Raw genomic sequence first — 22825 nt, forward strand, 5'->3', positions numbered from 1 at the left:
TTTTTTTTATTTCCCACGCCGCGGCAGCCCTGCGCCGGCTGGGGTCCCCCGCCACGCCGGGGGGGGCCCCCCCCGGTCCCGCGGGGCCCCGCCCCCCGGGGGGGGGGCAACGGCTTCTTCGCGCTCCGTGCGGCGGGGAGCGGCGGACGGAGACGGCCACGGGGTGACGGAGCCCGCCGCGACGAGCGGCGCGGCCCTGCGCGGCGCGGCGCGGTAGCGAGCGGCTCGGACATCAGCGGCACGGAAATCAGCGCCACGACAAATCCGGCGCGCCCCTGACCGACCCACCCGGAATTACGCACGGGAATTCCGGACGACGGACCGGCCGCGCGCGTATGCGAATGACATCGCCCCCGATATCGCCGGGCGCCGCGCGAATACCAGACCTTTGTATACGGGGTTTGTTAATGCGGACCGCTCGCCATGTTTACGGCAGGTTGCAAAGTCCTCACCCGGAGCCGGTGGGCCCCCGCCGCCCGGTCCACGTGGACGGCGGTCAGCGCCCGGGCCCGCTCGGCGTCGCCCCGGGCCACCGCGTCCACGATCGTGCCGTGCTCCGCCCAGGACTCCACGGGCCGCACCGGGGCTTCCACCACGTACATCCACGCCACCTTGTGGCGCATCTGGGTGAGCAGCGCGATCAGGCCGGGACTGTCGGAGGCCTGGGCGAGCGTCTCGTGGAACCAGCCGCCCAGGGAGCGCAGGTCCTCCCCCTGCCCCTTCCTGGCCCGCTCCTGCCCCAGCCTGACCAGCCCCCGCAGCACTTTGAGGTGGGCCTCGCTGCGCCGCCGGGCCGCCCGTGCGGCCGCCAGCGGCTCCAGCAGCATCCGCAGCTCCAGGAGGTCCGCGGCCTCCCGCTCGGTCGGCTCCGCCACGCAGGCGCCCGCGTGCCGCCGGGTGGTGACGAAGCCCTCCGACTCCAGCGTGCGCAGCGCCTCGCGCACCGGGACGCGCGAGACTCCGTACCGGCGGGCCAGCACCTCTTCGGTCAGCCGGGCGCCGGGCCCGAACACGCCGGAGACGATGTCGTCGCGAATTGCTGTGCATACCGTGTGCGCGGGAATACGCAAGACCGGACCTCCGCCTTTTTCGTATGGCTGTGCGCGCTGCGATTCTATTGCAACACACGATAATTTCCGAGGACGGCCGGAAATACGAAACATTCACACGCATCCGAGGCCCGCACCTCGGAGGCGGTCCGCGCGGACCGACGCACGAAGGCCCCGGCTCGAGGAGAGCCGGGGCCTTCGGGAAGACGTGCGGTGCGGCGGCCGGCCGGGCGGCGGACCGCCGGGACCGACCGGTGCGGACCGGTCAGACGTTGACGCCGTGCGAGCGCAGGTACGCGATCGGGTCGATGTCCGAGCCGTAGTCGGCGCCGGTACGGGCTTCGAAGTGCAGGTGCGGGCCGCTGGAGTTGCCCGTGGAGCCCGACAGGCCGATCTTCTGGCCCGGGGTGACCTGCTGGCCGACGGAGACGCTCAGCGAGCTCATGTGGCCGTACTGGGTGTACGTGCCGTCGGCGTGCTTGATGACGACGTTGTTGCCGTACGCGCCGCCCCAGCCCGCCTCGACCACGGTGCCCATGCCGACCGCGTGGACCTCGGTGCCGGAGGAGGCGTGGAAGTCGATGCCGGTGTGGCTGCCGGAGGACCACATGCCGCCGCCCGCGTGGTACTGGGTGCTGACGTAGGACTCCGCGAGCGGGGACACGAAGGTGTTGAGGCGCTTGCGCTCCTCCTCGCGGGCCGCACGCTCGGCGGCCTCGCGCTCGGCCTTGGCCCGCGCCTCGGCCTTCACCTTGGCCTCTGCCGCCCGCTGCTTCGCGTCGGCCTCGGCCTGCGCCTTGGCGGCGGCGGCCTCGGCGGCCCGCTGCTGGGAGGCGGCCTGGGCCTGGATCTCACCCTCGAGCTCGTCGGCCACGACGATGGTGTTCATGCCGGTGTCCTCGACGGAGGGGGCCTTGTCCGCGGCGAACGCGGGGCCGGCCAGCGAGCCGACGACACCCGTGGTGGCGAGGGCCGCGATGCCGGCGTAACCGGCGGTCCTGCGGCTCAGACGACTGGAACCGCGGTGCTTGCCGGACCCGGCGGTACGACTGCCAAACGCCATGAAGGGGCTGATCCTTTCCTTCCCTCTCGCCTACCGGGTTAGCTGACGGGTTCGGAGCAGGAAGGTCTCCTACGGGCCTCCACTTGCGAGGCGGCCCGATTCACCCCAGGGACACATGTGGGTCCCCGGCTCCCCAGGCTCGCGCCTGACGGGGACTCGGCGATCGCTGCCCGGTGCCGCGGATGCGGCGGTTACCACTGACGGACAGCACGCCTGACGCTAGGCGGATCATCAGTCAATCGCCAAACAGACGCGCCTTTTTGTTGCGTTCGCCACACCGCATACAAGCAACCACACCACTAAACGGACAAAAGGGGCCCCGGCGACAAGTCGCCGGAACCCCTTGGGCGTCAGCTCAGTTGGTCACCACGGTCACCTCGCCGATACCGAGGGCGCGCACCGGCTCCTCGATCTGCGAGGCGTCACCCACCAGGACCGTGACCAGGCGGTTCACCGGGAACGCGCTGACGACCGCCGAAGTGGCCTCCACCGTCCCGGTTTCGGCGAGCCGCGCGTACAACTGCGCCTGGTAGTCGTCCGGCAGCTCCTGCTCGACCTGATCGGCGAGGGTGCCCGCGACCGAGGCGGCCGTCTCGAACTTCAGCGGGGCCACGCCCACCAAGTTCTGCACCGCCACGTCCCGTTCGGCATCGGTCAGGCCGCCCTCCGCGAGGGTGCGCAGCACCTTCCAGAGGTCCTCCAGCGCCGGGCCGGTGTTCGGGGTGTCCACCGAACCGCTGATGGCGAGCATCGAGGCGCCCTTGCCGTCGGCGGTGGAGCGCAGCACCTGGCCGAAGGCGCGCACGCCGTACGTGTACCCCTTCTCCTCGCGCAGCACCTTGTCCAGGCGCGAGGTGAGGGTGCCGCCCAGGCAGTACGTGCCGAGGACCTGGGGCGCCCAGACGCGGTCGTGCCGGTCCGGCCCGATACGGCCGATCAGCAGCTGGGTCTGGACCGCGCCGGGCCGGTCCACGATGACCACGCGGCCGGTGTCGTCGGCGGTGACCGGCGGGACCGGGCGCGGCTCGCTGGTGTCACCGGTCCAGGCGCCCAGGGTGTCCGCGAGGACGGCGTCGAGGTCGATGCCGGTCAGGTCGCCGACGACCACCGCGGTGGCGGTGGCGGGGCGTACGTGGGCCTCGTAGAAGGCCCGTACGGCGCCGGAGTCGATGCGGGAGACCGTCTCCTCGGTGCCCTGGCGGGGGCGGGACATCCGCAGGCTCGCCGGGAACAGCTCCTGCGAGAGCTGCTTGGCGGCGCGGCGCTGGGGGTTGGCCAGCTCGTGCGGGATCTCGTCGAGCCGGTTGCGCACCAGGCGGCCGACCTCGGCGTCGGCGAAGGCCGGCGCGATCAGCGCCTCGGCGACCAGGCCGAGCGCCTTGTGCAGCCGCGACGCGGGGACCTCCAGGGAGACCCGCAGGCCCGGGTGGTCGGCGTGCGCGTCGAGGGTGGCCCCGCAGCGGTCGAGCTCGGCCGCGAACTCCTCGGCGGAGTGCTTGTCGGTGCCCTCGGCCAGCGCGCGGGCCATGATGGTAGCCACGCCGTCGAGGCCCTCGGGCTCCGCGTCCAGCGGGGCGGCGAGGTTGATCTCGACCGCGACGACCTGCTGCCCCGGGCGGTGGCAGCGCAGCAGGGTCAGGCCGTTGGCCAGGACCCCGCGGTCGGGGGCCGGGAAGGCCCACGGCTGCGGCTCGCCGGCCTGGGGGCGCGGGTGGAAGGTCATCGTGACGGCTGCGGTGTCGCTCACTGCTCCGCCCCTTCGTTCTCGTCGCCGTTCCCGGCGCTCTCGTCGGTGTCGTCCGGCCCGTCGGTCCCGTCCGCCGCGATCGGCTCGTACACGAGCACCGCGCGGTTGTCCGGGCGCAGTCGGGCCGCGGCCACGGCCTGCACCTCCTCGGCGGTGACGTCGAGGACGCGCTGGACGGCGGTCAGGGCCAGCTGCGGGTCGCCGAACAGCACCGCGAAGCGGCACAGTTCGTCGGCGCGGCCGGACACCGTGCTCAGCCGGTCCAGCCACTCGCGCTCCAGCTGGGCCTGCGCGCGTTCCATCTCCTCCGCGGTCGGGCCCTCGGCGGCGAACCGCGCGAGCTCCTCGTCGACGGCGGCCTCGATGTCGGGCACCTCGACCCCGCTGGAGGTCTTGACGTCCAGCCAGCCGAGGGAGGGGGCGCCGGCCAGGCGCAGCATCCCGAAGCTGGCCGCGACGGCGCTCTGGTCGCGCCGTACCAGGCGGTTGTGCAGACGGGAGGAGTCTCCGCTGCCCAGGATGGTCAGCGCCACGTCGGCGGCGTCGCACGCGCGGGTGCCGTCGTGCGGGAGCCGGTAGGCGGCCATCAGCGCGCGGGCCGGGACCTCTTCGACGATCTCCTCGCGGAGCTGCCCGCCCATGATGTCGGGGAGCGAGCCGTCGCGCGGCGGCTGCTTGCCGTCGTGGGCGGGGATGGTGCCGAAGTACTTCTCGATCCAGGCGAGCGTCCGCTCCGGGTCGATGTCGCCGACGACCGACAGCACCGCGTTGTTGGGCGCGTAGTACGTGCGGAAGAAGGTGCGCGCGTCCTCGAGGGACGCGGCGTCCAGGTCGGCCATCGAGCCGATCGGGGTGTGGTGGTACGGGTGCCCGTCCGGGTACGCCAGGGCCGTCAGCTTCTCGAAGGCCGTGCCGTACGGGACGTTGTCGTACCGCTGGCGGCGCTCGTTCTTGACGACGTCGCGCTGGTTCTCCATGGACTCGTCGTCCAGGGCGGCCAGCAGCGAGCCCATCCGGTCCGCCTCCAGCCAGAGCGCGAGCTCCAGCTGGTGCGTCGGCATCGTCTCGAAGTAGTTGGTGCGCTCGAAGCTGGTGGTGCCGTTGAGGGAGCCGCCGGCGCCCTGGACCAGCTCGAAGTGGTCGTTGCCGGAGACGTTCGCCGAGCCCTGGAACATCAGGTGCTCGAAGAGGTGAGCCAGGCCGGTACGCCCCTTGACTTCGTGGCGCGAGCCGACGTCGTACCAGAGGCAGACCGCGGCGACCGGGGTCAGGTGGTCCTCGGACAGCACCACGCGCAGGCCGTTGGCCAGCCTGTGCTCGGTCGCTGTGAGGCCGCCGGAGCCGGCCTGGGCTGTGGCCGTGTGACCCATGGGCATGTGGTCCCTTCGATCGCGATGCAGAGATTCCTGTCAGACCTGCCACTGTATGCAAGCGTGTCGGCGACCGGAGAAGTTCCCGGCCCACTCCTGGGTCGGAGTCGGCGTTGTCGGTGCCTCGGGCCACAATGGTCCGCGTCACCCGTGTACGCATACCAGCCAGACCCCGCCCAGAGCACCGCCCGGCCCCGCCGGACCCGGGTGCACCCGCGCACCACCTCCGTACGAGACTCGTACGGAGCACCAGCCCCACCCGTGAGAGCCCAGCTCATCCCGATTCTTGGTTAAGGAGCCGCGCAGCGATGGCCCGCCGCAGCACGAAGACCCCGCCGCCGGAGGATTTCGAGGAGAAGATCCTCGACATCGACGTCGTCGACGAAATGCAGGGCTCCTTCCTCGAGTACGCGTACTCGGTGATCTACTCCCGCGCCCTGCCCGACGCACGCGACGGCATGAAGCCGGTGCACCGGCGCATCGTCTACCAGATGAACGAGATGGGCCTGCGCCCCGACCGCGGGTACGTGAAGTGCGCCCGCGTCGTCGGCGAGGTCATGGGCAAGCTGCACCCGCACGGCGACGCGTCGATCTACGACGCCCTCGTCCGCATGGCGCAGCCCTTCTCGATGCGCCTCCCCCTGGTGGACGGCCACGGCAACTTCGGCTCGCTCGGCAACGACGACCCGCCGGCCGCGATGCGTTACACCGAGTCCAGGATGGCCGACGCCGCCTCGCTGATGACGGAGTCGATCGACGAGAACACCGTCGACTTCAACGCGAACTACGACGGCCAGGAGCAGGAGCCCGGCGTACTGCCCGCGGCGTACCCGAACCTGCTGGTCAACGGCGCGTCCGGGATCGCGGTCGGCATGGCCACCAACATGGCCCCGCACAACCTCGGCGAGGTCATCGCGGCCGCCCGCCACCTGATCCGCTACCCGGAGGCGGATCTGGAGGCGCTGATGCGCTTCGTGCCGGGTCCCGACCTGCCCACCGGCGGCCGGATCGTGGGCCTCGCGGGCATCAAGGACGCCTACGAGAACGGGCGCGGCACTTTCAAGATCCGCGCGACCGTGGCCCTGGAGGACGTGACCCCGCGCCGCAAGGGCCTGGTCGTCACCGAACTGCCCTTCACGGTCGGCCCCGAGAAGGTCATCGCGAAGATCAAGGACCTGGTCGGCGCGAAGAAGCTCCAGGGCATCGCGGACGTCAAGGACCTCACCGACCGCTCGCACGGCCTGCGCCTGGTCATCGAGATCAAGAACGGTTTCCACCCCGAGGCCGTGCTGGAGCAGCTGTACAAGCTGACGCCGATGGAGGAGTCCTTCGGCATCAACAACGTCGCGCTGGTCGACGGACAGCCGCTGACGCTGGGCCTCAAGGAGCTGCTGGAGGTCTACCTCGACCACCGCTTCGAGGTCGTCCGGCGCCGCAGCGAGTTCCGCCGGGGCAAGCGCCGCGACCGGCTGCACCTGGTCGAGGGCCTCTTGGTGGCCCTGGTCGACATCGACGAGGTCATCCGGATCATCCGGGACAGCGACAACTCCGCCCAGGCCAAGGAGCGCCTGATGGAGCGCTTCTCGCTGAGCGAGATCCAGACCCAGTACATCCTGGACACCCCGCTGCGCCGGCTCACCCGCTTCGACCGGATCGAGCTGGAGTCCGAGCGCGACCGGCTGGCCGGCGAGATCGACGAGCTGACCGGGATCCTGGACTCCGACGCCGAGCTGCGCAAGCTGGTCTCGGCCGAACTGGCCGCGGTCTCGAAGAAGTTCGGCACGGAGCGTCGTACGGTGCTGCTGGAATCGGCGGGGACGCCGGTCGCGGCGGTGCCGCTGGAGGTCGCGGACACCCCGTGCCGGGTGCTGCTCTCCTCCACCGGCCTGCTGGCCCGCACGCCCAACGCCGACCCGCTCCCCGAGGAGGAGGGCGGCGCCCGCGCCAAGCACGACCTGGTCGTCTCGCAGGTCGCGGCGACCGCGCGGGCCGACATCGGCGTGGTCACCTCGTACGGGCGGCTCCTGCGGCTGTCGGTGATCGATCTGCCGCAGCTGCCGGACACCCACGCCGCGCCGAACCTGGCGGGCGGCGCCCCGGTCTCGGAGTTCCTCTCCGGGCTGGAGGCGGACGAGAAGGTCGTCTGCCTGACCTCGCTGGACGAATCGGGGCAGGGCCTGGCGCTCGGCACCGAGCAGGGCGTGGTCAAGCGGGTCGTGCCGGACTACCCGGCCAACAAGGACGAGCTCGAGGTCATCACGCTCAAGGACGGCGACCGGATCATCGGCGCGGTCGAGCTGCGCACGGGCGAGGAGGACCTGGTCTTCATCACCGACGACGCCCAGCTGCTGCGCTATCCGGCGGCCCAGGTGCGCCCGCAGGGCCGTCCCGCGGGCGGCATGGCGGGCATCAAGCTCGCGGACAACGCCAAGGTGATCCACTTCTCGGCGGTGGACCCGGCGCGCGACGCGGTGGTGTTCACGGTGGCGGGCTCGCAGGGGACGCTGGACGACTCGATGCTGTCCGGGAAGCTGACCCCGTTCGACCAGTACCCGCGCAAGGGCCGGGCCACCGGCGGCGTGCGCTGCCAGCGCTTCCTCAAGGGCGAGGACCTGCTGGTCCTGGCCTGGGCGGGCGGCTCGCCCGCCCGCGCGGCCGCGGCGAACGGCACCCCGGCGGAGCTGCTCGCCGTGGACCCGCGCCGGGACGGTTCGGGTACGGCACTGCCGGCCGCCGTCGCGGCGCTGGCGGGGTCCGCGCTGTAGCGGGTACGAGGTCATTCGGGTGGTACGTCCTGGGGACGTACCACCCGAATGGCGACTAGTGTTTTCCCTCTTGGCACTGTCGGGTGGGGCGGGGAGACACAGAACTGATGAGTCGTCGGGCGGACGGATCGATCAGGGACTGGGCCGAGGCCCAGCGCAGGACACAGCAGACGCAGCTGAGCCGGCAGCGAGAGGCGGAACATCCTCAGCGGCCCTACGAACGTGGCGTGGTCCGGGGCCAGCGCGAGCAGCAGGCGGCCGACCGCCAGCACCGCGAGGCCGAGGCGCGACGGCGTTCCGCGCAGCTCGACGCCGAGGTCGCCGCCCTGCAGGTCCTGCTGGTCACGGGGTGCCAGGCCCCCGCGTTCCGGACGGCGGCCATGGTCCGCCCCGAGCAGGTGGAACCGTTCGCCCCGGGCGCCCTGGCGCAGCCGGTGCCCCTGCCGCGCATCGAGCAGTTCCAGCACCAGAGCAGCGGCTGGACCCTCGGCTCGGGCCAGCGGGCCCAGGCGGAACGGGACGCGCACGCCCGGTACACCGCCGCCTGGCAGGCCGCGCACGCGGCGGAGGCGCAGCGGCAGCAGCAACTGGCCGCGTACCGAAGGCAGTACGACACCTGGGCCGCGGAGCAGCTCGCCGCGATCCGGGCGCACAACGGCGGCCTCTCCGAACTGACCGCGGCGCTGCGCGCCGGCGACCCCGAGGCGGTGGTGGAGTACTTCTCGGCCGCCCTGTACGTCTCGACGGCCTGGGCCGAGGCCTTCCCCCGGCAGGTGGCGGCGGCCTACGACCCGACGGCGCGCCAGCTGGTGCTCGACTGGGAACTGCCCGGGTACGCGGTGGTGCCGGAGGCCCGGTCGGTCCAGTACCTGCCGAGTACGGGCCAGTACAAGGTGAAGCCCCGCCCGGCCACGGAGCGACGGGCGCTGTACCGGGACCTGCTGGCGCAGTGCGTGCTGCTGGTGCTGCGCGAGCTGTACGCGGCGGACGAGTTCGGCGTACTGGACTCGGTCCTGGTCAACGGGTTCGTGGACTGCCCCGATCCGGTGACGGGACAGGAGGCGCGGTTCGTGCTCGCCACGGTGTCGGCGGCGCGCACCACGTTCGAGGGACTGCGGCTGGAGCAGGTCAGCGCGGTGGACTGTCTCGTGGAGGGGTTGCGCGGACAGCTCTCGGCCCGGCCCGACCAGCTGACCGCGGTGCGCCCCGGTCGGCGGCCCGGCGAGGTCGGCGCGGTCATCAGCCACGGCGGGCACGCGGCCGGCGGCGAGGAGGAACCGGACCTCTTCGCGATGGACCCGATCGCCTTCGAGAACCTGGTGGCCGAGCTGTTCCGGGCGATGGGCATGGAGGCGGTGACCACGCAGCGGTCGGGTGACGGCGGCGTCGACGTCGAGGCGCTGGACCCGGCTCCGATCCGGGGCGGGCGGATCGTGGTGCAGGTCAAGCGCTACCGGAACACGGTCCCGCCGACGGCGGTGCGGGACCTGTACGGCACGGTTCAGGACCGGGGCGCGAACAAGGGGGTGCTCGTCACCACGGCGACCTTCGGACCCGGGTCATACACCTTTGCCAACGGCAAGCCCCTGGAGTTGGTTCCCGGCGCCGAACTCGTCGACCTGCTCCACCTGCACGGGCTGCGCGGGCGCCTCGGCGGGGGCTCCGCCGACGCCGCGCCGGCTCCGGTGCCCGCGCGGCCGGCGGCCGAGCCGGAGCCCTCCGCCGAGCGGAACGTGCTCGGCATGTCCTGGTCGGGATCGGTCGCGCTGGACGTGTGCGCGCTGGTCTGCGAGGGCAACCGGGTGCTGAGCGAGGACCACTTCGTGTTCTTCAACAACCACCGCACGCCCGATGGTTCGGTCCGCACGCACACGCACGCGGCGCCCGACAAGGCGGCGCTGCTGGTCGCCTTCGACGCCCTGCCACAGCCCGCCGACCGGCTGGTCCTCGTGGCCGCGATCGACCCGGAGGTCAATCCGGACGCCGACCTGGCGGGCTTCACGGACGCCCGGATCCGGCTGCTCGACACCGAGGGCGGGGAGCTGGGCCAGCTGGAGGTCTCCGACGGCCGCGCCGGCGAGACCGCTCTGGTCCTCGGCTCCTTCCGGCGCCGTCCCGGCGGCGACTGGGACTTCGTCCTCGGCGGCAAGGGCTACCGGGGCGGCCTGGAATCCCTGCTCGGCGACTTCGGCATCGAGGTCGCCTGACGGGCCCGGAGGGAACGCCCGCCTAGAAGTCCTCGGGATCGGTCGCGGCTCCGGGATCCGTGTCGGGATCGGTCTCCGGATCGGATTCCGGATCGGTCTCCGGCTCCGGATCGGCGCCGGGACCGGCCTCGGAGGCCGGGGACGGCGGGCGGTGGACGTAGCGCAGGACCCCCCACATGCTCTCCGGCCCGGCGTCCTGCGGCTCCGGTGCGCGACAGGCTTCCAGCTCGCGCAGGAGGGCCGGGCCGTCGGTGCCCGACCCGATGAGGACCAACTGCGTCCGGCGCGCCTCGCCCCGGCCCCACGGCTGCGGGGCGAAGCGGAGGAAGCGGCCGACCGCGTGGACCTCGTAGCGCTCCCGGTGACCGGGGACGCCGAAGTGGACGAAACCCTTGATCCGGTAGAGGCCGGCCGGGCGCTGGTCGAGGAACCGCATGAATCGGCGCGGGTCGAGGGCCTGCTCGGACACGAACTCCGTGCTCTGGTAGGCCGCGTGGGCGTGCTGTCCGCAATCGCCCTCGTGAGCGTGGCCGTCGTGTCCTTCGTGGCCGTCCTGCTCGCCGGGTCCCCGGAGGGCGTGTGCCTGCGCCAGCAGGTCCTCGAAGGACAACTGGCCGCGCGTCTCGGTCCACGGGCGGCGGTCGAAGAGCAGTTCCGGGTCGATCCGCCCGTGGTCGGCGCCGACGACCGGGATGCCGGGGGCGCAGAGCCCGGCGAGCACGCGCTCGATCCGGGTCCGTTCGGCGGCGTCGACGCGGTCGGTCTTGTTCAGCACCACCAGGTCCGCGACGGCCAGATGCCGGTCGGTCTCGGGGTGCGCGGCCCGGGTCGCGTCGAACTCCGCCGCGTCGACGATCTGCACCATTCCGCCGTAGCGGACGGCCGGGCTCTCGTTGTCGACGAGCATCTTGACCATCTCCTGCGGCTCCGCCAGCCCGCTCGCCTCGATGACGATCACGTCGATGCGGTGGACGGGGTCGGCGAGCTTCGCCAGGTACGCGTCGAGCTCGCTGCCGTCCACCGCGCAGCACAGGCAGCCGCCGCCGAGGGAGACCATCGAGTCCCCGACCTGGCCGGCCACCGACATCGCGTCGATCTCGATGGAGCCGAAGTCGTTGACGACCACCCCGATCCGGGTCCCTCCCCGGTTGCCGAGGAGGTGGTTGAGGACGGTCGTCTTGCCGGATCCGAGGAATCCGGCGAGGACGACGACAGGGATGCTGTTCACCCGCCCGATGGTAGTCAGCGCAGGACGGGAACCGGATGGGGCGGGGTCGGGCCGGTGTAGCGGGCGGCCGGGCGGATGATCTTCGAGTCGGCGGCCTGTTCGAGGACGTTCGCGCTCCAGCCGACCACCCGGGCCGCGCAGAAGGTCGGGGTGAACATCTCGCGCGGCAGCCCGCACAGCTCCATGACCACGCCCGCGTAGAACTCCACGTTGGTGTGCAGCTCGCGGCCCGGCTTCAGCTCGGCGAGGAGCTCCTCGACGTGCCGCTCCACCTCCACGGCGAAGTCGACGAGCGGGCCGCCGAACCCCTGGGCGATGTCGCGCAGCATGCGCGAGCGCGGGTCCTCGGTGCGGTACACCGGGTGCCCGAAGCCCATGATCCGGTCGCCCGCGAGCACCCGCTCGCGGATCCACGGGTCGATCCGGTCCGCCGTGCCGATGGCGTCCAGGGTGTCCAGCGCCCGGCTGGGAGCGCCGCCGTGCAGCGGGCCGGAGAGCGCGCCTATCGCCCCGGTGAGGCAGGCCGCGACGTCCGCGCCGGTCGAGGCGATCACGCGGGCGGTGAAGGTGGAGGCGTTGAAACCGTGGTCGACCGTGGCGATCAGGTACCGCTCGACCGCGCGCGCCCTGACCGGGTCGGGCTCCTGCCCGGTCAGCATGAAGAGGTAGTTGGCGGCATACGGGAGGTCCTCGCGCGGCTCCACCGGCTCCAGTCCCTGCCCGAGCCGGTACAGGGCGGTGAGCAGGGTCGGTACGGCGGCGCAGGCGGCCAGCGCGTCGGCGGCCCGGCGCTCGGGGCCGAGGTCGTAGACCGGGCGGAATCCCGCGGCGGCGCCGAGCAGGGAGAGCGCCGTGCGCAGACCGGCGAGCGGCCCGGAGAGCGCGGTGGCACGGGCCAGCGCGGGCAGGGCGTCCCGGACCTCGTCGGGGAGCCGGCGCAGCGGGGCGATCTCGGCGGCGAAGGCGGCGCGTTCGGCGGCGTCGGCCGGCAGTGCGCCGCGGAACATCAGGTGCCAGACGTCCTCGAAGGTGCGGTGCTCGGCGAGCTCCACGGCCGAGTACTGGCGGTAGTGGTAGAAGCCCTCGCGGCCTCGGACGTCACCGAGCCGGGTGTCGGTGACCACGACTCCCGCGAGGCCTCGGGGGGTTTCGGAGGGTACGGCGGTGGTGTTCATGTCTCGACCATCGATGATGGATTCAATCCTTGTCAATATTGATTCAATCAACCTCTATAGGGTGTGCGTCATGAATGAGGAGTCCGGCGAGTCCGGCCAGCGAAGGCTCAGCACCCAGGAGGCGGCCCACCTGCTCGGCGTGAAGCCCGCCACCGTCTACGCCTACGTCAGCCGGGGGCAGCTCACCAGCCGCCGCGACGCGGTGGGACGCGGGAGCAGCTTCGACGCCCGCGAGGTGGAGGCCCTGGCCCGGCGCAGCCGGCGCGAGGCGGCCGTCCCCGCGGGTTCCGCCGGGGAGCTCTCCGTCCGTACCTCGCTCACGCTCATCGAGTCCGACCGCTACTACTTCCGCGGGGTGGACGCGGTGGAGCTGTCCTCGCGGCACCGCTACGAGGAGGTCGCCGAGTGGCTGTGGACGGGGACCCTGGTGCGCGGGGCGCGCTTCACCGCTCATCCGGAGGCCCTCGCCGCGGCCCGGCGGGCGGTCGCCGCGCTGCCCCCGCACAGTGGTCCGGTCGACCGGTTGCGGGTGGCCGTCGCCGCCGCCGCGGTCGCGGACCCGTTGCGCTTCGACCTCTCCGAGCCCGCGGTCCTGGACTCCGCGCGCTCCTTGATCCCCACCCTGGTCGGCGCCCTGCCCGAAGTGGGCCCGTCACCGTGGGGCGGGGACGGCAGGCTGGCCCGGCAGCTGTGGCCGCGGCTCTCTCCCCTGGAGCCGGATCCGGACGCGCTGGCCGTGCTCGACCTGGCGCTGGCGCTGCTCACCGACCACGATCTGGCCGCCTCGACCCTGGCCGTACGGGTCGCGGCGTCGGCGCGCGCGCACCCGTACGCCGCGGTGTCGGCCGGGCTCGGCGCGCTCGAGGGCCCGCTGCACGGAGCCGCGGGCCGGCTCGCGCACCGGATGCTGGTGGAGGTGCTGGAACGGGGCGGGGCGGCGCCCGTGGTCGCGGAGTACCTGCGCGCCGGGCGCCGGGTACCAGGGCTCGGACACCGGCTGTACGCGGGCGAGGACCCCCGTGCCGCGGCTCTGTTCGCACGGCTGGAGCCGCTGCCCCAGGCCGGTCCGGCCCTGGAGGCGGCGCGCGAGGTGGCCGGGTTGACGGCCCGGCACGGCGGCGGCCCGTACCCCAATGTGGACCTGGCGCTGGCGGTGCTGACGGTGTCCTTCGGGATGGCGCCGGAGGCCGGGGAGACCGTCTTCGCGGTGGCCCGCACGGCCGGGTGGATCGCGCACGCGCTCGAGGAGTACCAGGAGCGCCCGCTGCGGATGCGGCCGAGCGGGCAGTACCACGGGCCCCGCCCGCCACAGCCGATGCCGTGACGGGCGGGGGTCGTCCGGGCCGCCCGGGGCCTCCGGGCCGCCCGGGCCGTCCGGGGAGGACGAGGGGGGTGTGCCGGGCCCCGATCAGCCGGCGTAGGCCTCCAGCTCGCCGAGCTGCCCGGCCGGCCAGCCGGTGTTGCCGGTGACGCTCAGCCGCAGATGGCGCAGGTGCGTGCCGTCCGGGAGGGTGAGGGTGACCCGGTTGCCGGCCGCCGGGTCGAAGCGGTAGCCCTGGGAGGCGACGACGGTGGTGAAGTTCGAGCCGTCGGCGCTGCCGAGGACGGAGAGGGTCTGGGTCCTGGCCGCCCAGGCGGACGGCGGCGGCAGCTTCAGGACCAGGCGCTTGACGGCCGTCGTGGCGCCGAGATCGACCGTGACCGACTGCGGGAAGGCGTTGTTGCCGCTCTCCCAGTAGCTGTTCGGGTCGCCGTCGACCGCCTTCGCCGCGTCGTAGCCCTGGGTGTGCGAGGACTCGGAGACCGGCCGGCCCTGGGCGAGGTTCCGCGTGGGGTCGGGGGTCGGCGTGGGGGTGGGGGTCGGGGTGGGGGTCGGGGTGGGGGTGTGAGTCGGGGTGGGGGTCGGCGTCGGCGTCGGGCTCGGAGTCGGCGTCGGGTCGGGACCCGGCTGGTCGCTTGCCGGCGGGAACGGTCCGCAGTAGGTGTTCGGCAGCTTGGTGTTCCAGCCGGAGTTCCCACTGCCCTGCGTCAGCTTCAACTGCGCGCCCAGGCAGCTGTACACGGGCTCGGTGAAGCCGATCCGGGTGGCCCTGACCTTGCTCATCGACAGCTCGGCCGGGTCGTTGAACTGGAGGGCGAAGGTCCCGGTCTTGTCGATGTTGACGTTGTCGAAGTGGACGCCCTTCGTGCTGCCCGACACGAAGTGCACGGCCGCGTACGAGCTGTCCAGGATGTCGCTGTCGGTCACGTTGATCGTGGCCTTGTCGATGGAGCCCGACCGGCTGTCGAACCACACCGCGCCGATCGGGAAGTTCCACCCGTAGTCGGTGTTCCCGGTCCGGATCAGCGTGTTGCGGGCCAGGGTGAAGGTGCCGGAGACGTCCGTGCCCTGTCCCGGGGTGACCCCCGGGTAGCGGTTGCCGACGTGCAGGCCGCCGCCGTTGGACAGGCTCTCGGCGGCCACGTTGTCGGTGACGCTGATGTCCTTGCCGCCGTAGACGGCGATGTTGTTGGCGAGGATCGGCAGGACGACGGTGTTGTGGCTGAAGGAGTTGGCCACGTTGTTCTTCGTGTCCGCCCACATGGCGAGGCCGTCGTCGCCGAGGTTACGCAGGAAGGTGTTCTCGACCGAGGAACGGGTCACGCCCCAGTGGAAGTTCACCCCGTCCGCCGTCTGGTCCAGGATCCGGCTGTTCTTGATGTGGAAGTTGTCCATCGGTCCGTCCATCCAGGCCCCGACCTTGGTCCGCTGCATCCACACGTTGTCGACGACGGAGTCGCTCATCGCGCCGCCGATCGCGTTGACCTGGTCGTCGTCGATGCGGTCGGCGATCTCACCGATGAGGGCGAAGTCCCTCAGCGTGACGTTCCTGCTCGGCCCGCCGCTCTCGTAGGGGCGTATCTGGCCGCCGTATCCGCCGCCCCGGACGTACTTCCCGTAGATCCCGGCGGCCCGGTCGCGGTCGGTGGGATGGCGTCCGGTGAGGACGGAGTACCAGGGGCCGGCCCCGCGCAGCGTCACCTGGTCCACCACCACGTGGTCGGTGAGCCTGAAGGTGCCCTGCGGGATCCAGACCTCCTTCGCCTGCGCCGCGCCCGCGTCCACGGCCTGCTGGAAGGCTGCCGTGGAGTCCGCGGAGCCGTTCGGGTCGGCTCCGAAGTCGGTCACCGACAGCGAGCCGGCGGGCCGGTTCACGGGCGGCGCGACCTCCTCGAAATCGGCCAGGTCCACGATCGTCCACGGGGTGGCGGCGACGGAGGGGAGCGTGAGGCGGACCTTGGAACCGGCCGGGAGGGTCCTCCCGAAGAGGGTGCGGGTCTCCTCGTAGAAGTGGTGCGGCTTCTCGCCGTCGGGCTGGTTGGTGAAGGGATAGCTGCCGTAGAACCAGCTGTACTTGGACGTGAAGTCCAGGTCCTTCAGCTTGGTGCCGTCCAGCTTCAGCTCCACGGGCGCGCTGATGCCCGTACCGGCCGCGTTGTCCGGTACGGAGTAGCGCACGCTCATCGCGTTCGCCGGTTCGGCCAGCGTGAACTCGACGTACTCGCCCGCCGCGTCCAGCCGTACGGCGCTGCGCCCCGAGGCCTCGGCGGGCAGGCTCGTGTACGTGCGGTCGGGCCCGATCACCGAGCCGTTGGTGGCCGCCCGCTCCGCCTCCTGTTCGGTGAAGGGGACCGTCGCCCCGCGCCCCTGGACGTCCAGGGGCGACAGGACGGTGGAGGCCGCGCTCGCGGCGGGTGCCGCGAGCATCGGCAGGGCGGCGGCGGCTCCGAGGACGGCGGTGGCGGCCAGGGCGGCGACCAGCACTCCGGCCGGCCTCCCTCGTGCGGCGATGCGTGCTGCTGCGCTCATGACGGTGGGACCTCTCCATGCGGTGCGGGGGCGGGGGGTTCCGGCGGTCCGGCCGCGGCGTCAGGTCCGCAGCCAGACCGCCGTGTCCTGCGGAAGCAGCCCGTCGCCCTCCAGGGCGCGACTGCTCAGCAGGAGTTCCGTGTGGGCCGGCAGCTCCACCGGCTCCGGCGACAGGTTGACCACGCAGACCAGCCCGTCGGGACGGGCGAAGGCCAGCACTCCGGGCGGCGCGGCCAGCCACTCCAGCGAACCGCCGCCGAAACCGGCGGCGGCGCGGCGCAGTGCGAGGGCCGTCCGGTAGAGGGTGAGCATCGACGCCGGGTCGCCGGCCTGCCGGTCCGCGGCGTACGACGGCCAGGACTCGGGCTGGGGCAGCCAGGCGTCGTGCCAGGGCTCGGCGGTCCAGGGCAGCGGGACCCGGCACCCGTCGCGGCCCGGATCGGTGCCTCCGGACCGGAAGTGCATCGGGTCCTGGATGCGGTCGAGCGGGACCTCGGCCTCCGGAAGCCCCAGTTCCTCTCCCTGGTAGACGTACACGGCGCCGGGAAGGGCGAGCGTCAGCAGGGCGGCGGCGCGTGCCCGCCGGGTGCCGAGGTCCAGGTCGGTCGGGGTCCCGAAGGCCTTGGCGGAGAAGTCGAACCCGGTGTCGGCGCGCCCGTAGCGGGTGACCGTGCGGGTCACGTCGTGGTTGCACAGCACCCAGGTGGCCGGAGCGCCGACGGGAGCGTGCTCGGCCAGGGTCTCCTCGATGGAGGTGCGCAGCCGTCCGGCGTCCCACGGGCAGCTGAGGAAGGAGAAGTTGAAGGCGGTGTGGAGTTCGTCCGGGCGCAGGTAGCGGGCGAAGCGCTCGGTGTCCGGCAGCCAGACCTCGCCGACGAAGACGGCGCCGTACTCGTCGGCGATGGCGCGCCACGAACGGTAGACGGTGTGCAGGTCGTCGCGGTCGATGTACGGGTGGACCTCCCCGGACCAGGGCTCGGGCGAGCGCCCGGCCAGGTCGGGCAGGGCCGGATCCTTGGCGAGCAGGGCCGCGGAGTCGATCCGTACGCCGGACACTCCGCGCTCGAACCAGAACCGCAGGACCTCCTCGTGTTCGCGGCGGACGGCGGGATGGTCCCAGTTCAGGTCGGGCTGCTGCGGGGTGAACAGGTGCAGGTACCACTCCCCGTCCGGTACCCGCGTCCAGGTGGCGGCGCCGTTGAACTGCGAGGGCCAGTCCCCGGGGGGCAGTTCGCCGTGCTCGCCGCGGCCGGGGCGGAAGTGGAAGAGCCCGCGCTCGGGGCTGCCGGGGCCGGCGGCGAGGGCGGCCTTGAACCAGGCGTGCTGGTCGGACACGTGGTTCGGGACGATGTCGACGATCGTGCGGATGCCCAGCTCGCGGGCCTCGGCGATGAGCTTCTCGGCTTCGGCGAGGGTGCCGAAGGCGGGGTCGATGGTGCGGTAGTCGGCGACGTCGTAGCCGCCGTCGGCGAGCGGGGAGAGGTACCAGGGGGTGAACCAGAGTGCGTCCACGCCCAGTTCGGCAAGGTAGGGGAGGCGGGCCCGGACGCCCACGAGGTCACCGGTGCCGTCCCCGTCGCCGTCGGCGAAGCTCCGTACGTACACCTGGTAGATGGCGGCCGAGCGCCACCAGTCGGCGGCGTTTTCGGGCAGGGGAAAGTCAGCCACGGAGGGGTCCTTTCACAGGGGCGGCCGGGCGCGGCGGCGGATCGGGGCGGTCACCCCTTGAGGGAGCCTGCCGTCAGGCCGCTCATGATGTTGCGCTGGAAGATCAGGAAGATGATGAGCGTGGGCGCCGAGGCCATCGCGAGCGCGGCGACGAGGTGGTTCTCGGGGACTCCCCTGGCCAGTGAGTAGATGCCGACGTTGAGCGTCTGCAGCGCCGGATCGGGGAGGGTGAGCATCGGCCAGAGGAAGTCTTTCCAGACCCCGACGATCGCGAAGATCGACACGACGCCGAGGACGGGCCGGGACATCGGCAGGACGATGGAGCGCAGGGTGCGCAGCGCTGAGGCCCCGTCGATGGCGGCGGCGTCGAGGATCTCCCCGGGGATGGAGTCGAAGAATCGTTTGAGCAGGAAGATGTTGAAGGCGTTGGTGACCGACGGCAGCCAGATCACCCACGGTGTGTTGAGGAGGTTGCGCTGGATGAGCGGCATGTCCAGGACCGTCAGGTACTGCGGTACGACGAGGACGGTGGCCGGGATCATCAGGGTGGCCAGCATCATCCCGAGGACGGCCTTGCCGAAGACGGGCCGGAGCTTGGACAGCGAGTAGGCCGCGGCGACGTCGAGGACGAGCTGGAAGGCCAGGGCCCCGAAGGCGTAGTAGAGGGTGTTGAACAGCAGCTTGGCGAGGTCCATGACCTTCCAGGCGGCGGAGTAGTTCTCGGGGTTCAGGGAGTCCGGCACCAGGGTCGGCGGGACCTGGGTGAACTCCTGGGTGCTCTTGAGCCCGTTGGCCACCATCCAGTAGAGGGGACCGAGGAAGACGATCGTGAAGCCGGTGACGACCAGGGCCAGGACGGTCCAGTAGGCGACCTTGCCCCGGGTGCGGCCGAGTTGGGCCGGCGATATCAGCGTGCGCTCTGCCATGTCAGGTGCTCCCGTCAGTTCTCGTTGTCGCGGCTCAGCCGGACGTACACGGCGGAGAAGCCGGCGAGCAGGACGAGCAGGCACAGGCCCAGGGCCGCGGCGCCGCCGTACTGGTTGAAGCTGAAGGCGTACTGGTAGATGAGGACGACGACGGTGGTGGTCGCGCCCTCGGGGCCGGCGCCGCCGGTCAGCATGAACGGCTCCACGAACACCTGCATCGTCGCGATGATCTGCATGAGCAGCATCAGCGAGAGGATGAGCTTGGTCTGCGGGATCGTGACGTGCCAGATCTTGCGCAGCAGCCCTGTTCCGTCGAGTTCGGCCGCCTCGTAGAGCTCGCCGGGGACCCCCTGGAGGGCGGCCAGGTAGATGAGGGTCGCGCCGCCCATGTTCATCCACGTGGAAGCGATGACGACGGAGAGCATCGCGGTATCGGTGGATTGCAGCCAGTCTTGCGCCGGGAGGTGCAGGAATTCCAGAACCCTGTTGAAGACGCCGTATCCGGGGTCGTAGAAGTACTTGAAGAGCAGGATCGAGGCCACCGGCGGCATCATCACCGGAAGGTAGACCAGCAGCCGCAAGTAGCCCTGTGCGTGCCGGAATTCGTTGAGCACGAGCGACACGGCGAACGGGACGACGAAGCCGAGGACCAGCGCGAGTCCGGTGAAGAGCAGGGTGTTGCGCCAGGCCTGCCAGAAGGCCGGGTCGTTGAAGACGTAGCGGAAGTTGTCCCAGCCGACCCAGCGGGCGGATCCGCCCTCGGTCTTCTGGAAGGCCAGCAGGAACTCCCGGACCATCGGGTACCAGGAGAAGAAGGAGAAGCAGAGGACGGCGCCGACGAGAAAGCCGTGGGCCGTGATGTTCCGCTTGAACGCCCGGACGAATTCCTCGCGGGAGGTACCGGACAGGGTGGGAGCCGACATCGCCGCTCGCTCCTAGGTGGGTCGTCGCCATCGGTGTGCGGGGACTGGGGGGCGCCGGTCGGGGCCGGCAGGGGGTCCGGCGGGCGGGTCCGGGCCGGGGAGGCCGCCCGGACCCACCACCGCCCGGACCTCCGCCGGCCGGGCCGCTACTGGTTGGCCAGCACCTGGTTGACCGCCTTCTCGGCCTCCGCCAGGAGCTGCCCCGAGTCCGCGTCCTTGCTGGTCAGGACGCCCGACATCACCTTGTCGAGGACCTTGTAGACCTCCTGGGCCTTCACCGGCTCGGCCTTGCCGGCCACCGGGTTGTCCAGGAAGGGCTTGAAGTTGACGACCGGCATGGTGGCGCTGGCGGCCTTCAGTTCGCCGTCCTTGGCCTTGCTGGCACCGGTGAAGAAGGCGGGCTGCGGAAGGCCGACCGGCAGGCCGTCCGCCTTGGAGCGGTCGTACTGGAACTGGCCCTTGCCGACGGTGAGGGTCTTGAAGTTCAGCCAGGCGATCGCGGCCTTGACCTTGTCGGGCGAGCTGCCCTTCTTGATCATGTAGCCGTTCCCGCCGGCGAGCGTGGCGGCGCCGCCGGGGATGGGGCCCATGCCGAAGTTGTCGTACGTGGCCCCGAGCTGCTGGACCATGTACGTGATGTCGTCGGGGGCCGCCAGGAACATGCCGAGCTTGTCCGAGGCCATCTGCTTCTGCAGGTCACCCCACTTGAGGAGCTGGGTCTTGCCCATGCTGTCGTCCTCCCAGCGCATGGCGTGGAGGTTGTCGACGATCTGCTTGCCGGTGGCGTTGTTGAAGGCCGCCTTGCCGTCGGAGCCGACGATGTCGCCGCCCATGCCGTACATGGCCGCCGTGAAGTGCCAGCCGCCGGTGTTCTCGACGCTGTAGTCGCCGTAGCCGGCGGTGCCGTTGCCGAGGGCCGCGATCTTCTTGGCGGCCGCCCGGACCTCGCCCCAGGTGCGCGGCGGCTGGTCGGGGTCGAGGCCCGCCTGCTGGAAGAGCTTGCGGTTGACCAGCAGGCCCATCGTGTAGTTGCTGGTGGGCAGGCCGTAGAGCTTGCCCTCCCGCTTGAGGACGCCCGAGACGTTCTTGTCGATGTCTTCGAAGGCCGGCACCGACGTGGCGTTGACGTAGGACGCGATGTCCTCGGCGCCGTCGTTGTCCAGCACCTGCTGGAGATCGGTGAAGTAGGCGTAGAACACGTCCGGCTGGGACTTGGCCTTGAGCATCGCGGTGAAGCGCGGGGGCTCCAGGCACTGACCGGGGGTGGAGCGGCCCTCGATCGTGACGTTCGGGTAGGTCTTGTTGAACTCCGCCACGTCCTCCTTCCACTCCTTGAGCTCGGCCGCCTTCGCCGCGGGCGGCATGCAGTCGATGGAGAGGGTGACCTTCGTCTTCGGGTCGAGCGGGGCGGAGGCGTCGGTGGAACCGCCGGCCGGCTGGTTCTTCGTGTCTTCACCGCTGCTGCTCGTACCGCAGGCCGCCAGGGCGGTGACGGCGAGCGCCGAGACGAGGGCGGCCGCGGTGGTGCGGCGGATGTGGGTTCTCATCGGTGGTCCCCTTCGAGCATCAAGCAGGAGGCTGGGGGCGAGTGTGGGGGCGAGCGCGGCACACTCAACCACCACCCACAGATGAACGCAATATCTCGCGCAGATTTCGCAAGAGATTGGCAGTTAGCTCCGGCCAGGTCGGTCAGAGAACGCAAAACAGGGCTCCGAAGCGTCAGTTGGACGCTTCGGAGCCCTGTACGTGCGGGGGCGACCCGGGTGGAGACCTACGCGGGCCGGCGGCGCGGAGCCTGTCCCGTGGAACCGCGCACCACGAGTTCGGGCTCGAAGAGCAGCTCTCCGGGCTGTACGGCGGCCCCCTGGATCTGCGCGGTGAGCAGCTCCACGGCGGCCCGGCCCATGGCCTCGATGGGCTGGCGGACGGTGGTCAGCGGGGGTTCGGTGCAGTTCATGAAGGCGGAGTCGTCGTAGCCGACGACGGAGATCTCCCCGGGTACGTCCAGTCCCCGGCGGCGGGCCGCCCGGATGGCCCCCAGGGCCAGCGGGTCGCTCGCGCAGATGATCCCGGTGACCCCCCGGTCCAGCAGCCTGGTCGTGGCCGCGTGCCCGCCCTCCAGGGAGAACAGCGCCCGCTCCACGTGCTCGGCGGGGAGCTCGGAGCCGGCCGCGGCCGCGACCGTCTGGGCCGCCACCAGCTTGCGCAGGGAGGGGATGTGATCGGGCGGTCCCAGCACCAGGCCGATGCGTTCGTGGCCGAGGGAGGCCAAGTGGCGCCAGGCCTGCTCGACCGCGACGGCGTCGTCGCAGGACACGCACGGGAAGCCGAGGTCTTCTATCGAGGCGTTGATGAGCACCACCGGCACCTTGCGGTCGTGCAGCAGCCGGTAGTGCTCGTGCGGGGCGTCGGCCTGCGCGAAGAGCCCGCCGGCGAAGACCACTCCGGACACCTGCTGCTGGAGCAGGAGCTCGACGTAGTCGGCCTCGGACACCCCGCCGGTGGTCTGCGTGCAGAGCACCGGCGTCAGACCCTGCTGGGCCAGCGCGCCACCGATGACCTCGGCGAAGGCCGGGAAGATGGGGTTCTGGAGTTCGGGCAGGACCAGGCCGACCAGCCGGGCCCGCTCGCCGCGCAGCTGGGTGGGGCGCTCGTAGCCGAGGACGTCCAGGGCGGTGAGCACGGACTGGCGGGTAGCGTCCGAGACGCCCGGCTTGCCGTTGAGCACCCGGCTGACCGTTGCCTCGCTGACCCCCACCTTCTTCGCCACTTGAGCAAGTCGTCGCGTCATGAGCGCAAGAGTAGCGCAAACAATGCAAGTTCCTTGCAGTTCGATTACAGCCAGTTTGGCCCA

Annotated in this window: 15 protein-coding genes and 1 riboswitch; of the genes, 3 read left to right on the forward strand and 12 right to left on the reverse strand. The window is 71.6% G+C overall.

All coding sequences use genetic code 11. The annotated features are described in order from the left end of the window. Positions 1–404: 404 nt before the first annotated feature. From ACWF9Z_RS28760 to ACWF9Z_RS28775, 4 genes are all read right to left on the reverse strand, one after another. The gene (locus ACWF9Z_RS28760; protein ID WP_453606602.1) at positions 405–1070 is read right to left on the reverse strand and encodes a GntR family transcriptional regulator; all 666 of its coding nucleotides are present in this window, start codon (positions 1068–1070) and stop codon (positions 405–407) included. Positions 1071–1314: 244 nt separating this feature from the next. Continuing rightward, positions 1315–2112, reverse strand: coding sequence for a M23 family metallopeptidase (locus tag ACWF9Z_RS28765; RefSeq protein ID WP_453606605.1), 798 nt, complete (start codon positions 2110–2112; stop codon positions 1315–1317). Between the two features lie 12 nt (positions 2113–2124). Beyond that, positions 2125–2284: riboswitch (cyclic di-AMP (ydaO/yuaA leader) on the reverse strand. A 183-nt stretch (positions 2285–2467) separates the two neighbouring features. Then, the gene (locus ACWF9Z_RS28770) at positions 2468–3835 is read right to left on the reverse strand and encodes a M16 family metallopeptidase (RefSeq protein WP_453606706.1); all 1368 of its coding nucleotides are present in this window, start codon (positions 3833–3835) and stop codon (positions 2468–2470) included. Between the two features lie 20 nt (positions 3836–3855). After that, the gene (locus ACWF9Z_RS28775) at positions 3856–5229 is read right to left on the reverse strand and encodes a M16 family metallopeptidase (RefSeq protein WP_453606709.1); all 1374 of its coding nucleotides are present in this window, start codon (positions 5227–5229) and stop codon (positions 3856–3858) included. A 308-nt stretch (positions 5230–5537) separates the two neighbouring features. Here ACWF9Z_RS28775 and ACWF9Z_RS28780 point away from each other — a divergent pair, with 308 nt between their 5' ends. Both ACWF9Z_RS28780 and ACWF9Z_RS28785 read left to right on the forward strand, forming a co-directional pair. Continuing rightward, positions 5538–7994 (forward strand): DNA gyrase/topoisomerase IV subunit A, encoded by a 2457-nt coding sequence (locus ACWF9Z_RS28780; protein ID WP_453606608.1) that lies wholly within the window; start codon positions 5538–5540, stop codon positions 7992–7994. A 107-nt stretch (positions 7995–8101) separates the two neighbouring features. After that, complete coding sequence (locus ACWF9Z_RS28785; RefSeq protein WP_453606610.1) at positions 8102–10201, forward strand: restriction endonuclease; 2100 nt, start codon at positions 8102–8104, stop codon at positions 10199–10201. A 22-nt stretch (positions 10202–10223) separates the two neighbouring features. Here ACWF9Z_RS28785 and ACWF9Z_RS28790 read toward each other — a convergent pair whose 3' ends face one another. Further along, on the reverse strand, positions 10224–11438 hold the full coding sequence (locus ACWF9Z_RS28790) for a GTP-binding protein (RefSeq protein ID WP_453606712.1): 1215 nt from the start codon (positions 11436–11438) through the stop codon (positions 10224–10226). Between the two features lie 5 nt (positions 11439–11443). Beyond that, positions 11444–12604 carry a citrate synthase gene (locus tag ACWF9Z_RS28795; protein ID WP_453606613.1) on the reverse strand — a complete coding sequence of 387 codons (1161 nt, stop codon included), beginning with the start codon at positions 12602–12604 and terminating at the stop codon, positions 11444–11446. A 70-nt stretch (positions 12605–12674) separates the two neighbouring features. On the opposite strand from ACWF9Z_RS28795, the gene ACWF9Z_RS28800 reads away from it, so the two are divergent. Beyond that, on the forward strand, positions 12675–13928 hold the full coding sequence (locus ACWF9Z_RS28800) for a citrate synthase (RefSeq protein ID WP_453606616.1): 1254 nt from the start codon (positions 12675–12677) through the stop codon (positions 13926–13928). Positions 13929–14012: 84 nt separating this feature from the next. Here the strand turns inward: ACWF9Z_RS28800 and ACWF9Z_RS28805 are convergent, their stop codons facing one another. The 6 genes from ACWF9Z_RS28805 to ACWF9Z_RS28830 form a co-directional block, all read right to left on the reverse strand. Then, positions 14013–16454 carry a discoidin domain-containing protein gene (locus ACWF9Z_RS28805; protein WP_453606619.1) on the reverse strand — a complete coding sequence of 814 codons (2442 nt, stop codon included), beginning with the start codon at positions 16452–16454 and terminating at the stop codon, positions 14013–14015. Positions 16455–16514: 60 nt separating this feature from the next. Then, positions 16515–18122 (reverse strand): glycoside hydrolase family 13 protein, encoded by a 1608-nt coding sequence (locus tag ACWF9Z_RS28810; protein ID WP_453606622.1) that lies wholly within the window; start codon positions 18120–18122, stop codon positions 16515–16517. Positions 18123–18172: 50 nt separating this feature from the next. Then, complete coding sequence (locus ACWF9Z_RS28815) at positions 18173–19048, reverse strand: carbohydrate ABC transporter permease (RefSeq protein ID WP_453606625.1); 876 nt, start codon at positions 19046–19048, stop codon at positions 18173–18175. A 14-nt stretch (positions 19049–19062) separates the two neighbouring features. Next, positions 19063–19971 carry a carbohydrate ABC transporter permease gene (locus ACWF9Z_RS28820; RefSeq protein ID WP_453606627.1) on the reverse strand — a complete coding sequence of 303 codons (909 nt, stop codon included), beginning with the start codon at positions 19969–19971 and terminating at the stop codon, positions 19063–19065. Positions 19972–20117: 146 nt separating this feature from the next. Next, positions 20118–21518, reverse strand: coding sequence for an ABC transporter substrate-binding protein (locus tag ACWF9Z_RS28825; RefSeq protein WP_453606630.1), 1401 nt, complete (start codon positions 21516–21518; stop codon positions 20118–20120). Positions 21519–21742: 224 nt separating this feature from the next. After that, positions 21743–22762: a LacI family DNA-binding transcriptional regulator gene (locus ACWF9Z_RS28830; protein WP_453606633.1), complete on the reverse strand. Its 1020-nt coding sequence runs from the start codon at positions 22760–22762 to the stop codon at positions 21743–21745. Positions 22763–22825 lie beyond the last annotated feature (63 nt).

This window comes from Streptomyces sp. NPDC054961 (assembly GCF_053609145.1).

Coding starts and splice junctions, on each gene's coding strand:
- ACWF9Z_RS28775 (WP_453606709.1), bottom strand. CDS start 5,229: ATGGGTCACACGGCCACAGCCCAGGCCGGCTCCGGCGGCCTCACAGCG.
- ACWF9Z_RS28770 (WP_453606706.1), bottom strand. CDS start 3,835: ATGACCTTCCACCCGCGCCCCCAGGCCGGCGAGCCGCAGCCGTGGGCC.
- ACWF9Z_RS28765 (WP_453606605.1), bottom strand. CDS start 2,112: ATGGCGTTTGGCAGTCGTACCGCCGGGTCCGGCAAGCACCGCGGTTCC.
- ACWF9Z_RS28805 (WP_453606619.1), bottom strand. CDS start 16,454: ATGAGCGCAGCAGCACGCATCGCCGCACGAGGGAGGCCGGCCGGAGTG.
- ACWF9Z_RS28820 (WP_453606627.1), bottom strand. CDS start 19,971: ATGTCGGCTCCCACCCTGTCCGGTACCTCCCGCGAGGAATTCGTCCGG.
- ACWF9Z_RS28800 (WP_453606616.1), top strand. CDS start 12,675: ATGAATGAGGAGTCCGGCGAGTCCGGCCAGCGAAGGCTCAGCACCCAG.
- ACWF9Z_RS28795 (WP_453606613.1), bottom strand. CDS start 12,604: ATGAACACCACCGCCGTACCCTCCGAAACCCCCCGAGGCCTCGCGGGA.
- ACWF9Z_RS28780 (WP_453606608.1), top strand. CDS start 5,538: ATGGCCCGCCGCAGCACGAAGACCCCGCCGCCGGAGGATTTCGAGGAG.
- ACWF9Z_RS28825 (WP_453606630.1), bottom strand. CDS start 21,518: ATGAGAACCCACATCCGCCGCACCACCGCGGCCGCCCTCGTCTCGGCG.
- ACWF9Z_RS28830 (WP_453606633.1), bottom strand. CDS start 22,762: ATGACGCGACGACTTGCTCAAGTGGCGAAGAAGGTGGGGGTCAGCGAG.
- ACWF9Z_RS28785 (WP_453606610.1), top strand. CDS start 8,102: ATGAGTCGTCGGGCGGACGGATCGATCAGGGACTGGGCCGAGGCCCAG.
- ACWF9Z_RS28815 (WP_453606625.1), bottom strand. CDS start 19,048: ATGGCAGAGCGCACGCTGATATCGCCGGCCCAACTCGGCCGCACCCGG.